A 13,404-nucleotide genomic window follows, 5' to 3' on the forward strand; every position below is an offset into this window, starting at 1 on the left:
ACGGGAACCTCGTCTCAGACGGGAGCCGGTTCGCGGTGCGTCCGCCGCCTGCTGATGTTGCGCTCCAACAGCTCGGTGGCCACCTTCAGTTCGACGCTGCCGCTGCTGCCCGTGTCGGGCAGCCGCCCGTCGGCGGCCTTCAGGTCGACCAGGGCGCCTTCGACGGCGCCGTGCGCGGCGAACAGGCACGGGGTGCTGTAGATCGCCACGTCGACGCCGAGTTCGGTCAGTTCGGTGAGGGACAGGCGGGGTGATTTGCCGCCCGCGATCTGGTTGAACAGCAGGGGCTTGGCGCCCACCACGGACCGGATCCGTTCGATCCACTCCACGCTGCGCACCCCGTCCACGAGGACGACGTCCGCGTCGGTCTCGGCGAGCGCCGCCGCCCGCCGGATGATCTCCGCCTCCTCCGTGGCGTCCGTACGCGCCACCACGACCAGGTCTTTCCGGCTGCTGAGCACCAGGTTGAGCTTGTCCAGGTACTCCTCCAGGGGGAGGATCAGCTTGCCTTCCGCGTGACCGCACCGGCGCGGTCTGCGCTGGTCCTCCAGGATCACCCCGGAGGCGCCGCAGCGCTCCAGGCGCTGGACGACGTGGCAGGCGACCTCGTGGTCCACATAGCCGTCGTCGATGTCCACGAGCAGGTGGTGGGCCGGAAAGGCCAGGCGCAGCCGTTCCACGAAGTGCACCATGTCCGGCCAGGCGATGAAACCGATGTCGGGCAGACCGTAATGGGACGCGGCGAAGCCGAACCCCGAGACGAACATCCCGTCGTAGTGCTGTGCCGCGATGGAAGCCGAATACATGTCGTAGATGCCGATGAGCGGTGTCGTACGAGGCGATCGGACCGCCTCGCGCAGGGCGCTGCCGTACTGCATGCTTCTCCCGCCTCCCGGACTCGCCGGTCGCGAGCCTTTGGGGTGTCGTGGAATTGACGGTGCCAGGAAACCAAGAGGGAGTAAAAGGATTCCGGGCAGCAACACTCGTTTGAGGAAACGCCGCAGGCCAGGGCGGTATTTGTGGAATTAATATGGGGCGATGGAAACACCGCCGAAGTAACGTTTCCCTGAAAGGTCAAGGGGGCGTAAAAGCGATGAGATGAATTACGCCGGAGGGTGCCGCCGGTGCCGGACGGCCCGCCGTGCCGGGCCGGGCGGGCCGGGCAGGCGCGCGGCCGGGCGGAAATCGCCGGGCCCGCCAACTCCGCTGTCACAATGGCGGCATGACGGGACGCTGGGAGTTCTGGATCGACCGGGGCGGCACGTTCACGGATGTGGTGGGCCGGCGGCCCGACGGCAGACTGGTCACCGGCAAACTGCTCTCGCACCGCCCGGACGACGCCGAGGACGCCGCCGTGGCCGGCATCCGGATGATGCTGGGCCTGGCGCCCGGAGCGCCGGTCCCCGCCGAGCGGATCGCCGTGGTCAAGATGGGCACGACCGTGGCGACCAACGCCCTGCTGGAGCGCACGGGCGAGCCGACCGTGCTGGTGACCACCGAGGGCTTCCGGGACGCCCTGCGCATCGCCTACCAGAACCGGCCGCGGATCTTCGACCGGCGCATCGTGCTCCCCGAGGCGCTGTACGCGCGGGTGATCGAGGTCCCGGAGCGGGTGGACGCGCGGGGCGCGGTGGTACGGCCGCTGGAGACCGGCGCGGTGCGGGCGGAGCTGGCCCGGGCGTACGCGGACGGGCTGCGCAGCGCGGCGGTGGTGCTCCTGCACGGCTACCGCCACCCGGACCACGAGAAGGCGGTGGCCGCCCTCGCGAAGGAGGCGGGCTTCGCCCAGGTCAGCTGCTCCCACGAGGTCAGCCCGCTGATGAAGCTGGTGCCGCGCGGCGACACCACGGTGGTGGACGCCTATCTGTCGCCCATCCTCGGCCGGTACGTGGACGGCATCGCGCGCCAACTCCCCGGCGTGCGGCTGATGTTCATGCAGTCCAACGGCGGGCTGCGGGAGGCCGCGCACTTCCGCGGCAAGGACGCGGTGCTCTCCGGCCCCGCGGGCGGCGTGGTCGGCATGGCCCGCTCCTCCGCCGCGGCGGACGACGGGTACGACCGGGTGATCGGCTTCGACATGGGCGGCACCTCCACCGACGTGTCGCACTACGCGGGCTCCTTCGAGCGGATCTTCGGCAATGAGGTCGCGGGCGTGCGGATGCGGGCGCCCATGATGAACATCCACACCGTCGCGGCGGGCGGCGGCTCCGTCCTGCACTTCGACGGGCGGCGCTACCGGGTCGGCCCCGACTCGGCCGGCGCGGTGCCGGGCCCCGCCTGCTACCGCCGCGGCGGCCCGCTGACCGTCACGGACGCCAACGTGATGCTGGGCCGCGTCCAGCCGGCGCACTTCCCGGCGGTGTTCGGCCCGGACGGCGACCAGCCGCTGGACGCCGCGACGGTACGGGAGCGTTTCGTCCGCCTGGCCGAGGAGGCCGCGGCGGCCACCGGTGACCGGCGCGGCCCGGAGGAGGTCGCCGCCGGGTTCCTGGACATCGCCGTGCTCAACATGGCCAACGCGGTCAAGAAGATCTCCGTGCAGCGCGGCTACGACGTCACGCGCTACGTCCTCACCAGCTTCGGCGGCGCGGGCGGCCAGCACGCCTGCGCGGTCGCCGACGCGCTGGGCATCGGCACGGTCGTGGTACCGCCGCTGGCCGGCGTGCTGTCCGCGTACGGCATCGGGGTCGCCGACGCGACGGCCATGCGCGAGCAGGCCGTCGAGGTGGAGATCGACCCGGAGTCGGACGCCACGGCCGTCGCGGAGGTGCACGGCGTCTGCGACCGGCTCGCCGGCCGGACCCGCCGCGATCTGCTCGCCGACGGCGTGCCGGAGGAGAGCATCACCACCCGGGCCCGCGTCATGCTGCGCTACGCGGGCACCGACTCGGCCCTCGCCGTGGCGCTGGACACGCCGCGGGCGATGGCCGCCGAGTTCGTCGAGGCGCACCGCGCGCGCTACGCCTTCACCATGGACAAGCCGCTGATCGCCGAGGCGGTCTCGGTCGAGGCGGTCGGCGCGCCGGGCGGCACGGCCGACCACGAGGTGCCGACGGGGGAGCGGACCGGCGAGCTGGCGCCGGTGGCGCGGGTCCGGATGTTCGCGCAGGGGCGCTGGCAGGACACCGCGCTGTACGCCCGCGACGACCTGCGCCCCGGCGACACGCTCACCGGCCCCGCGATCATCGCCGAGGACGACGCGACGACGGTCCTCGACCCGGGCTGGCGGGCGCGCGCGGGGGAGCGCGGCCATCTGCTGCTGACCCGGTCCCGGCCGCGCGCGGGCGGCACGGCGGTCGGCACCGACGCCGACCCGGTCCTGTTGGAGGTCTTCAACAGCCTCTTCATGGCCATCGCCGAGCAGATGGGCGTGCGCCTGGAGAACACCGCCCACTCGGTCAACATCAAGGAACGGCTGGACTTTTCCTGTGCCCTCTTCGATCACGAGGGCAATCTCATCGCCAACGCCCCGCACATTCCCGTGCATCTCGGGTCGATGGGGGAGTCCATCAAGGAGGTGCTGAAGCGGCGGCGCGGGGCGGGCGACATGCGGCCGGGCGATGTGTACGCGGTCAACGACCCCTACCACGGCGGCACGCACCTGCCGGACGTCACCGTCGTCACGCCCGTCTTCGACGAGGCCGGGCGGGAGCTGCTGTTCCTGGTCGCCTCGCGCGGCCACCACGCCGAGATCGGCGGCATCACCCCGGGCTCCATGCCCGCCTTCAGCCGCACCATCCAGGAGGAGGGCGTCCTCTTCGACAACTGGCTGCTCGTACGGGACGGGAGGCTGCGCGAGGAGGAGACGCGCGCCCTGCTCGCCGCCGGGCCGTACCCCTCGCGGGCCCCGGACGCCAACATCGCCGACCTGCGGGCCCAGATCGCCGCCAACGAGAAGGGCATCCGCGAACTGCGCAAGATGATCGGCGAGTTCGGGCTCGACGTGGTGCGCGCCTACATGGGACACGTCCAGGACAACGCCGAGGAATCGGTACGCCGCATCATCGCGCGCCTGGAGGACGGCGCGTACCGCTACGAGACCGACGGCGGCGCGGTGATCCAGGTCGCGCTCACCGTGGACCGGGAAGCGCGCGGCGCGGTGCTGGACTTCGCCGGGACCTCGCCCCAGCTGCCCGGCAACGCGAACGCGCCCAGCTCGGTGGTGATGGCCGCGGTGCTCTACGTCTTCCGTACGCTCGTCGCCGAGGACATCCCGCTCAACAGCGGCTGCCTGAAGCCGGTGGAGGTCCGCATCCCGCCCGGCTCCATGCTGGCGCCCGAGTTCCCCGCGGCCACCGTCGCGGGCAACGTGGAGACCTCACAGGCGGTCACCGGCGCGCTCTACGCCGCGCTCGGCGTCCAGGCCGAGGGCTCGGGCACGATGAACAACCTCACCTTCGGCAACGACCGGGTGCAGTACTACGAAACCGTCGCCAGCGGCTCCGGCGCGGGCGACGGCTTCGACGGCGCGGACGCCGTGCAGACCCATATGACCAACTCCCGGCTGACCGACCCCGAGGTGCTGGAGTGGCGCTATCCCGTGCGGGTCGAGAGCTTCGCCGTACGGGAGGGCAGCGGCGGGCGCGGGCGCTGGCGCGGCGGCCGGGGCGCCGAACGGCGGCTGCGCTTCCTGGAGCCGGTGACCGTGGCGCTGCTGACCGGCCACCGGCGGGTGCCGCCGTACGGCATGGCGGGCGGCGGACCGGGCGCGACCGGCGCCAACCTGATCCGGCGGGCGGACGGCACCGAGGAGGCGCTCCAGGGGTGCGACGTGGCGGAGATCGGCGTCGGGGACGTACTGGTGATCCGGACACCGGGGGGCGGCGGGTACGGGGAACCGGAGGAGCCGGAGGCTTAGCCGTCCGGCCCGGGTCCGTCCGACCCGGGTGCGCCCGGCTCAGCCCCGTCCGGAGGAGCGCGCCGGACGCGGCACGAACCGCACCGGCGTCCCCGGCACCGCCTGGGCCGCCGCCGCGAGGAACCGCTCCGGCACCACCCCGACGACCGGGTAACCGCCGGTCGTCGGATGGTCGTTGAGGAACAGCACCGGCAGGCCGTCCGGCGGCACCTGGAGCGCCCCCAGCGGCATGCCCTCGCTGGGCAGCTCGCCGTCCTTGCGCCGCTCCAGCGGCGGGCCCTCCGTGCGCAGCCCGATGCGGTTGCTCGCCGAGGACACCCGGAAGCGCCCGGTGGCCAGCGTGCGCAGGCCCGCCTCGGTGAACCAGTCGTCGCGCGGCCCCAGGACGCACGGCAGCACCAGCTCCGCGGCCGGCAGGCCCGCGCGCACGACGGCGTCCACCCGCGCGGGCGGGCCGTACGGGTCGCCGAGCGGCAGCACGCCGCCGTCGGACAGCGGCGCGGGCCCGAGCCCGGACAGCAGGTCGGCGGCGCGGCTGCCGAGCACCGGCTCCGCCGCGACGCCGCCGGCGAAGGCGAGGTACGAGCGGAGCCCGGCGGTGGCGGGACCGGCGTCGATCACCGCGCCCGCCGGGACGGGGACCGGTGCGCCCCAGGGGGCGGGGCGGCCGTCCACCGTGACGGGGCACGGGGCTCCGGTCACCGCGACGACGGTGGCCGTGCGGACCCGTACGGCACAGCCGGTCAGGGTCGTCTCCAGGGTCGCGGCCGTCTCGGGATTGCCCACGAGGCGGTTGGCCAGCCGGTGGGCCGGCTCGTCCAGGGCACCCGCGCGCGGCACGCCGAGGTGGGCGTGCCCGGCGCGGCCGAGGTCCTGGACGGTGGTCAGGGCTCCGGCGCGGAGGACGCAGAAGGCGCGGTCGGTCATCGTGCCTCCCGGGGCGACGCTGCGGACGTTTCCGTCGTGACCGGTATGAAGCGGACGCGTGTCCCGGGGGAGAGCAGGGCCGCCGGTTCGCGGTCCGGGTTCCACAGCTCGACGTCGCTGGTGCCGATGAGCTGCCAGCCGCCGGGGGAGGAGCGCGGGTAGACCCCGGTGTACGGGCCCGCGAGCGCGACCGAGCCGACCGGGACCCTGGTGCGCGGTGTGGCCCGGCGCGGCACGTGGTGACGCTCGGGCAGCCCCGTCAGATAGCCGAAGCCGGGCGCGAACCCGCAGAAGGCCACGTGGAACTCCGTACCGGAGTGGATGCGCACCACGTCCTCGGGGGTGGTGTCCCACAGGGCGGCCACGTCGGCGAGGTCCGGTCCGTCGTAGCGCACCGGGATCTCGACGGCCGGGCGGTCGTCGGCGGTGGCCGGCGGCACGTCCCAGCCGGGCAGTTCGGCGGCCAGCCGGCCGGGGTCGGCCAGGCCGTCGAGCAGGACCGTGCGCGCGGCCGGGACGATCTCGCGGACCGCGGGCAGGGTGCCGGCGGCGGCGCGGCGCAGCAGCTCGGCGTGGAAGGCCTCGACGGCCGCCGCGTCGTCCAGTTCGACCAGCAGCCCGTGGTCGCCGACCGGCAGCGGGCGCAGCGGCAGCCGGGTACGGGCGGCGCCGTTGCCGGTGCTCACGCGAAGCTGCCGATCCGCACGCCGGCCGCGGTCAGCTCGTCGCGCACCCGCCGGGCGAGGTCGGCGGCGCCGGGGGTGTCGCCGTGCAGGCACAGGGAGCGCGCTTCGATCCGTACGGTGCTGCCGTCGACGGCCGTTACCGTGCCCTCCGTCGCCATGCCCAGCGCGCGCTTGACGACCTCGTCGGGGTCGTGGACAACGGCGCCCGGTTCGCGGCGCGATACCAGCGTTCCCTCTGGGGTGTAGGCGCGGTCGGCGAACGCCTCGCCGATGACCGGCAAGCCGACGCGGCGGGCCGCCTCGTGCAACTGGGAGCCGGGCAGGCCGAGGATGGGCAGGGGGGTTCCGGCGGTGCGCACGCCCTCCAGGACGGCGGCGGACTGCGCCTCGTCGTGCACACAGCGGTTGTAGAGCGCGCCGTGCGGCTTCACGTACCCGACCCGGGTCCCGGCGGCGCGCGCGAAGACCTCCAACGCGCCGATCTGGTACGCGATCTCGTCGGCCAGCTCACGCGGCGGTACGTCCATGGCGCGCCGCCCGAAGCCCGCGAGGTCCCGGTAGGAGACCTGGGCGCCGACCACGACGCCGCGCTCGGCGGCCAGCTCGCAGACCCGGCGCATGGTGCTCGGGTCCCCCGCGTGGAAGCCGCAGGCCACGTTGGCGCTGGTGACGACGGACAGCAGCGCCTCGTCGTCGGTGAGCTGCCAGCGTCCGAAGCCTTCCCCGAGGTCGGCGTTGAGGTCGACGAGGGGGGCGGTCACCGGGTCGCTCATGTAAGTCGTACGTCCGTTCCGAAGGAGGCCGCGCGAGCTGGCGCACGGGCGGCGGGTCACTGGTTGCGGGACCGGTCGGCCCGTATCCGTAGTGGCTCTCCCCCTGAGGGCACTCGGGCCGACCGGTGATGGGGCCAACGTAGGCGATCGTTCAACGATCCGACAAGAGGTGTGTTGTCTCGTTCTGCCATCTGGGATTGACTGCCGCTCACAGCACACGGGGTGCACACCGGGGCGGAAGGCGGGGACGGCGATGGCGGGCAAGGTGGCGAAGGACGATCGGCGGCGGCTCGCCGAGGTCTCGGAGCTGGCGGGGGACCGGGTGCTGCTGGGGCGCTCCAGCACCGCGGAGCGGGTCGCCGACATTCTCCGGGACCGCATCACCGAGGGCTACTTCCCGCCCGGCGCGCGGCTGTCCGAGGAGAGCATCGGCGGGGCCCTTGGGGTGTCCCGCAACACCCTGCGCGAGGCGTTCCGGCTGCTCACGCACGAACGCCTGCTGGTGCACCAGCTCAACCGCGGGGTCTTCGTGCGCATCGTGACGGTGGCCGACCTGGACGACATCTACCGCGTCCGTACGCTCGTGGAGTGCGCCGCGGTCCGCAGCCTGGGCGAGCCGCCGCACCCGGTGGGCGCGATGGAGGCCGCCGTGCTGGCCGGCGAGGCCGCCTTCGAGGAGCGCGCCTGGCGCGATCTGGGCACCGCGAACCTGCGCTTCCACCAGGCGGTGGTGGGGCTGGCGGGCAGCCCGCGGATGGACGAGCTGATGCGCGGCGTGCTCGCCGAACTGCGGCTGGTCTTCCACGTCATGGACGATCCGCGCCGCTTCCACGCGCCGTACCTGACCCGCAACCGGCAGATCATCGAAGCGCTCCAGGCCGGTGACGCGGCCGAGGCGGAGCGGCTGCTGGTGTCCTATCTGGAGGATTCGCGGGCCCAGCTGTCGGGGGCGTACGCCCAGCGCATCGCCGCTCGATAGGGCGCTCGGAGCACTGATATTTCGCTTCCGTCAACCCCTTGTCGGATCGTTGAACAATAACCTAGCCTCCTCGCATCCTCCTCACGGTCCGCGTGAGGTCCCGTATGCGGAAGGCGGACCCATGATCGTGCTTCTCGGCGTGCTCGTGGTCGTGGTCGGCTTCGCCACCAAACGCAATGCCCTGCTGGTCGTGGGCGTGGCGGGCATCGTCACCGGCCTGCTCGGCGGTCTGTCGCCGCGGGAGGTCCTGGCGGCCTTCGGCTCCGGCTTCGCGAGCAGCCGGGCAGTGACGATCTTCGCGATCACCCTGCCGGTGATCGGCCTCCTGGAGCGCTACGGCCTCCAGGAGCAGGCCCGCCGGCTGATCGCCCGCTTCGCCAAGCTCACCACCGGCCGCTTCCTCGCCCTGTACCTGGGCATGCGGCAGGTCGGCGCGGCCGTCGGCCTGACCCACGTCTTCGGGCACGCGCAGACCGTGCGCCCGCTGGCCGTGCCGATGGCCGAGGGCGCCGCCGAGCGCAAGCACGGGCGGCTGACCGAGAAGTCCCGGGAAAAGGTCCGCTCGTTCTCCGCCAGCGCGGACAACGTGGGGCTGTTCTTCGGCGAGGACGTCTTCCTCGCGGTCGGCTCGATCCTGCTGATCACCAGCTTCGTCAACACCACGTACAACACCCACCTGGAGCCGTTGCACCTGGCGCTGTGGGCCATCCCGACCGCGCTGTGCGCCCTGGCCGTGCACGGCTGGCGGCTGCTGCGCCTGGACCGGTACCTGGAACGCGAGCTGGTCGCCGCCAACATCGAGCCCGTCGCCGTCGAGGGAGCAGCCAAGTGATCAAGGCAGAGTGGTTCTACTGGCTCGTCGGCCTGAGCTTCCTGGTGATGGCCTCCCAGATGCTCACCGACCGCAGCAACCCCAAGCGCTTCGGCACCGCCGCCTTCTGGGGCCTGCTCGGCGCCGGCTTCGTCTACAGCACATGGGTGGTCGAGAAGAAGGCCCCCGCCGAACCGCTGGGCGCGGCCGTGCTGCTCATGATCGTGCTGGCCGGCTTCGGGTTCACCGGGCGCGGCACACCGCGCACCACCACGCCCGGACAGCGCGAGGCGAGCGCGCTGAAGCTGGGCAACAGGCTGTTCGTGCCCGCGCTGGCCATCCCGGTCGTCGCGCTGCTGTGCGCGGTCGTCGTCAAGAAGCTCTCGATCGGCGGTGAACCGATCCTCCAGGAGGGCAGCGAGACCATCCTCGGGCTCGGCATCGGCGCCGTCGTCGCCCTCGTCGTCGGCATGATCATGCTGCGCGAGAAGCGGATAGCGGTGCCCGTGCAGGCCGGGCGCTCCATGCTGGAGGCGATGGGCTGGGCGATGCTGCTGCCGCAGCTGCTCGCCACCCTCGGCACCATCTTCCAGCTCTCCGGCGTCGGCACCCAGGTCGGCAAGGTGACCACCTCGATCCTGCCGAAGGACTCGCTGTACGTCGCGGTCATCGTCTACTGCGTCGGCATGGCCCTGTTCACCGTGATCATGGGCAACGCGTTCGCCGCCTTCCCGGTGATGACCGCGGCCGTCGGCTGGCCGGTGCTCATCGAGCACTTCCACGGCAGCGCGCCCGCCGTCCTGGCCATCGGCATGCTCGCCGGTTTCTGCGGCACGCTGGTGACCCCGATGGCGGCCAACTTCAACATCGTCCCGGCGGCCCTGCTGGAACTGAAGGACCAGTACGGCCCGATCAAGGCCCAACTCCCCACCGCCGGCATCCTGCTCGGCTGCAACATCGTGGTCATGGCCCTGTTCGCCTTCTGACCCGCCCACCGCACAACCGAACCGCGCGCGACCGGGGGCGCCGCGTGGCTCACGGACCACAGGGAACGCCATGACACGCACGACCCGCGTCCTGCTCACCGGATTCGAGCCCTTCGACGGCGAGAGCTCCAACCCCTCCTGGGAGGCGGTGCGGACCGCCGCGGCCGAGCCGCCCGCCGGTCTGGAGACGACCGCCGTCGAACTGCCCTGCGTCTTCGGGCGCTCGCGCACCGCGCTGCGCGAAGCCGTCGCGGCGCACGACCCCGACATCGTGCTGTGCGTCGGCCAGGCGGGCGGCCGCCCCGACCTGACCGTGGAACGGATCGCCGTCAACATCGACGACGCCCGCATCCCCGACGTCTCCGGCGCCCAGCCCATCGACGAGCCGATCGTCCCCGGCGGCCCCGCCGCGTACTTCGCGGCGCTGCCGGTCAAGGCGTGCGTGGCCGCCGTGCGCGAGGCGGGGCTGCCCGCCTCCGTCTCGAACACCGCCGGCACCTTCGTCTGCAACCACGTCTTCTACGACCTGATGCACCTGATCGCCACCGAGCGGCCCGCGCTGCGCGGCGGCTTCGTGCACGTGCCGTACGCTCCCGGACAGGTCACCGACCGGTCGCTGCCCTCACTCCCGGTGAGCGCCGCCGCCGAGGGACTGCGTGTGATCGCCGCCACCGCCGCACGCACAAATACGGACATCAAGGTCGTCGGCGGCGCCACGCACTGACGCCGGGGCCCGTGCCGTTTCGTCCGTTGTCAGTGTGAGCGCCTACTCTGTGCGACGTGACTTTTCCTGCCCCGGGGACCGCTGCGTCCCAGCTCAACGGCCCGGCCCGGCCCGAAGGCGCCGCCCGGCCCGCGCCGGGCCCGGCCGCCGACGAGGGCCTGGCCCGCCGGCTGCGCGCCCTCGCGTGCACGGCCCCGCTGCACGACCTGGACGCGCGCAAGGCCAACCTCGCCGGTGAGTACGGGGTGTATGCGATGGCGGAGGTGGCGCTCGCCGCCATCGACCTGGTCACCCTGCACATGGACTTCGACACCGGCGCCGACCACGAGCAGATAGTGGCCAGGCTGCTGCCGCGCGTCGCCGCGCAGACCCCGCACCGCCCCGCCGCCGAGCACGAGCGCGTCGCCCGCTGGGTGCTGGAGAACCTCATCAACGTCGGCAGCGTGGACCGCGGCTTCCGCGCCGTGTACGGCACCTTCGGCCCCGAGGGCGAGTACATCCGCCGCGACTACGACTTCAAGCTCATCGAGGAGGTCCCGGGCCCCGGCGGCGGTGTCTACCTCCGTACGACCGACGAGGCCGTCAACGTCCTGGTCGGCGCGCTGGACACGGACGTGACGAGCGCCCAGATCGCCGCCGAGGTCAAGCTGGAGGTGCTCATCAGCCGCGGCCGGCTGGCGGACGCCCAGCTCGCCGCCGAGCAGGCCCGCTACCGCACCGTGCAGTACGCCGAGACCCTGCGCCGCACCCTCGACGCCACCCGCCGCAACGTCCGCGCGGTGGACTGGCTGCGCGCCGTCCCCGACATGATCACCGAAGCCCTCGACCACGTCGCCGAGCGCTACCGCCACGAGAACGCCATCCTGACCAACATCCGCAAGGCCCGCGACGAGGCCGAGGACCAGGAGCACAAGCGCCGCGCCGCCGAGCTGGTCGACATCGTCAAGGACTGCATCCGCCGGCACACCCAGCTCCAGTCCCGGCTGCTGGAAGCCGGCCCCCTCTTCCGCGCCGAGCAGGACCGCCAGGCGTTCGCGCCGCCCGCGGGGCGCTCCGGCCTCGACCTGTACGGCCAGCTGGTCGCCCCGGTCCTGCCGCTGCCCGTGGAGCAGGCGATCCGGGTCACCGACGCCTTCTTCGCGCGCGGCACGGGCTTTCGTACGGGCACTTCCGTACGGCTCGGCGACCTCGTCGGCCTGCTGTTCCAGCCGCCCGTCGAGCGCGAGCACCTCGGTGCCGAGATGCCCGAGCCGGACCTGATCGCCACCCCGGACGACAGCCGCTTCTCCGAGGAGCAGCTGGAAGCCGCCCAGGCGCTGCTCGACCTGCCCGCCGACGCGCCGCGCCGGCTGTCCGGCCTGCTGGCCGAGGCCCGCGACAGCGGCGATCCGGACCTGGCGTATCTGGTCGCCCTGCTGGCGGTGCACGCGGCCAGCCCGCCGGTCGGCACCGCCTACCGCCAGGGCGAACAGCAGCTGCTCTTCGCCGTCGACGACGGCACCGTGCTCGACGACCCGGAGTTCGGCGGCGCCGACCTGATCGTCGGCAAGGCCCTGCTGGACGCGGCGGGCATGGCCGCGGACCGCTCGGAGGTCGCGTGATGCCGGCCGGACGGGAAGCGCGCACGACGCCAACGGCACGGCGTCCCAAGGAAGTTCGCATGGAGGTACGGGCGTGAGTGAGTACGGAACCGGCGCTGGGGACGGCACCGAGGACCCGGTGCGGGAGGACCTGCCCGGCGCGGCGGAGCAGGCGGCGTGGTCCGCCCCGGCGGAGCAGCCGGTCCGGTCCGCGCCCGCCGAGCCCGCGGGCCCCACGCCCGTGACGCCCGCCGACGCCGCGGACGCCGCCCGGCTCGTCTCCTTCGGGCTCCAGCCCAAGCTGCTGCCCGCCCGCGACGCCGAGTACACCGAACTGCTCCGCAGGTACCGCGACGAGCCCGCCTTCGCGCGCCTGGCCGACGCCGTCGCCACCGGGCTCGGCCTGGTCGTCCTGGAGGTGTCCCCGCGCGCCGGCATGGCCGTCACCGCCGACGAGGACTCCGTCTTCGCCGTCCGGATGGGCGACTACGCCCGCCGCGCCTCCGCCGACTCCGCCGACCGCTTCCTGCACGGCCTGGCCCACCTGGCCGTCGCCGCGCTGGCCTTCCCCCGCCCCGAGGACCTCGCCGACGACGGCTACATCGGCCGTATCACCGTCAACGGCGTGGACGCCTTCGTGCGGCAGGCCTGCCGCCGCCTGGAGGAGCGCGCCGAGGAGCAGGGCGAGAACACCGACCCGGCCACCGGCGCCCCCGGCCTGGAGGCCGCCTGGCGGACGTACGCGCGGCGCAGCGCGACCGGCGCCACCAAGGACGCGCGGCGGCTGGCCGGTTCGACCACCGGCATCATCGCCAAGGCCGTCGCCTTCCTCGTCGACTCCGGCTTCCTCCAGCGCACCGGCGACGACGCCGGCGGCGCCTACCGCACCACCGCCCGCTACCAGCTCCAGGTGCGCGACATGGCGGGCAGCGCCGCCATGGCCGAGCTGCTGGAGCTGGGCGTGGTCCCCGTCAGCGACGGCAGCGCCACCCTGCTGCCCGCCGAGGACACCGACGACCTGGAGCTGGTCTCCGACGCGGGCCTGCCCTTCCACTCCTCCTGACCGCCCGGGGCCGGGCG

11 protein-coding genes are annotated in these 13,404 nt (G+C 73.3%); 7 read left to right on the plus strand and 4 right to left on the minus strand.

Annotated features, from left to right (window positions below):
* Positions 1 to 14 precede the first annotated feature (14 nt).
* Positions 15 to 878, minus strand: coding sequence for an isocitrate lyase/PEP mutase family protein (locus tag CP973_RS16385; RefSeq protein ID WP_150241401.1), 864 nt, complete (start codon positions 876 to 878; stop codon positions 15 to 17).
* A 344-nt stretch (positions 879 to 1,222) separates the two neighbouring features.
* Between CP973_RS16385 and CP973_RS16390 the strand changes: the two genes are divergently transcribed.
* Positions 1,223 to 4,858, plus strand: coding sequence for a hydantoinase B/oxoprolinase family protein (locus CP973_RS16390; RefSeq protein ID WP_150241403.1), 3,636 nt, complete (start codon positions 1,223 to 1,225; stop codon positions 4,856 to 4,858).
* A gap of 39 nt (positions 4,859 to 4,897) precedes the next feature.
* Here CP973_RS16390 and CP973_RS16395 read toward each other — a convergent pair whose 3' ends face one another.
* Genes CP973_RS16395 through CP973_RS16405 form a run of 3 tightly spaced genes read right to left on the minus strand, consistent with a single transcriptional unit; the run spans position 4,898 to position 7,244 of the window.
* Positions 4,898 to 5,785 carry a 5-oxoprolinase subunit C family protein gene (locus CP973_RS16395; RefSeq protein WP_150241405.1) on the minus strand — a complete coding sequence of 296 codons (888 nt, stop codon included), beginning with the start codon at positions 5,783 to 5,785 and terminating at the stop codon, positions 4,898 to 4,900.
* Entirely contained in the window at positions 5,782 to 6,471 is a 690-nt protein-coding gene (gene pxpB / locus CP973_RS16400; protein ID WP_244409526.1) for a 5-oxoprolinase subunit PxpB, read from the minus strand. The genes CP973_RS16395 and pxpB overlap by 4 nt, the downstream gene beginning before the upstream one ends.
* A complete protein-coding gene (locus CP973_RS16405; protein ID WP_150241407.1) occupies positions 6,468 to 7,244 on the minus strand; it encodes a LamB/YcsF family protein in 777 nt (258 codons plus the stop codon). The genes pxpB and CP973_RS16405 overlap by 4 nt, the downstream gene beginning before the upstream one ends.
* Positions 7,245 to 7,497: 253 nt before the next feature.
* Between CP973_RS16405 and CP973_RS16410 the strand changes: the two genes are divergently transcribed.
* The 6 genes from CP973_RS16410 (at position 7,498) to CP973_RS16435 (ending at position 13,387) form a co-directional block, all read left to right on the plus strand.
* Positions 7,498 to 8,223 carry a GntR family transcriptional regulator gene (locus CP973_RS16410; RefSeq protein WP_150241409.1) on the plus strand — a complete coding sequence of 242 codons (726 nt, stop codon included), beginning with the start codon at positions 7,498 to 7,500 and terminating at the stop codon, positions 8,221 to 8,223.
* A gap of 121 nt (positions 8,224 to 8,344) precedes the next feature.
* Complete coding sequence (locus CP973_RS16415; protein WP_150241410.1) at positions 8,345 to 9,055, plus strand: DUF969 domain-containing protein; 711 nt, start codon at positions 8,345 to 8,347, stop codon at positions 9,053 to 9,055.
* A complete protein-coding gene (locus CP973_RS16420; protein WP_150241413.1) occupies positions 9,052 to 10,020 on the plus strand; it encodes a DUF979 domain-containing protein in 969 nt (322 codons plus the stop codon). Before CP973_RS16415 ends, CP973_RS16420 begins: the two co-directional genes overlap by 4 nt.
* A 70-nt stretch (positions 10,021 to 10,090) precedes the next feature.
* Positions 10,091 to 10,744 (plus strand): pyroglutamyl-peptidase I, encoded by a 654-nt coding sequence (pcp, locus tag CP973_RS16425; RefSeq protein ID WP_150241415.1) that lies wholly within the window; start codon positions 10,091 to 10,093, stop codon positions 10,742 to 10,744.
* Between the two features lie 56 nt (positions 10,745 to 10,800).
* A complete protein-coding gene (locus CP973_RS16430) occupies positions 10,801 to 12,345 on the plus strand; it encodes a hypothetical protein (protein ID WP_150241417.1) in 1,545 nt (514 codons plus the stop codon).
* 130 nt (positions 12,346 to 12,475) lie between these two features.
* Positions 12,476 to 13,387 (plus strand): hypothetical protein, encoded by a 912-nt coding sequence (locus tag CP973_RS16435; RefSeq protein ID WP_150243669.1) that lies wholly within the window; start codon positions 12,476 to 12,478, stop codon positions 13,385 to 13,387.
* Positions 13,388 to 13,404: the final 17 nt, after the last annotated feature.

Source organism: Streptomyces albofaciens JCM 4342 (assembly GCF_008634025.1).
In the GTDB taxonomy this organism is placed as follows: Bacteria; Actinomycetota; Actinomycetes; order Streptomycetales; family Streptomycetaceae; genus Streptomyces; species Streptomyces albofaciens.

What these genes read in the sequence shown, in the direction of transcription:
- CP973_RS16405 (WP_150241407.1), bottom strand. Translation starts at nt 7,244, where the DNA reads ATGAGCGACCCGGTGACCGCCCCCCTCGTCGACCTCAACGCCGACCTC.
- CP973_RS16395 (WP_150241405.1), bottom strand. Translation starts at nt 5,785, where the DNA reads ATGACCGACCGCGCCTTCTGCGTCCTCCGCGCCGGAGCCCTGACCACC.
- CP973_RS16415 (WP_150241410.1), top strand. Translation starts at nt 8,345, where the DNA reads ATGATCGTGCTTCTCGGCGTGCTCGTGGTCGTGGTCGGCTTCGCCACC.
- CP973_RS16410 (WP_150241409.1), top strand. Translation starts at nt 7,498, where the DNA reads ATGGCGGGCAAGGTGGCGAAGGACGATCGGCGGCGGCTCGCCGAGGTC.
- pcp (WP_150241415.1), top strand. Translation starts at nt 10,091, where the DNA reads ATGACACGCACGACCCGCGTCCTGCTCACCGGATTCGAGCCCTTCGAC.
- CP973_RS16390 (WP_150241403.1), top strand. Translation starts at nt 1,223, where the DNA reads ATGACGGGACGCTGGGAGTTCTGGATCGACCGGGGCGGCACGTTCACG.
- CP973_RS16385 (WP_150241401.1), bottom strand. Translation starts at nt 878, where the DNA reads ATGCAGTACGGCAGCGCCCTGCGCGAGGCGGTCCGATCGCCTCGTACG.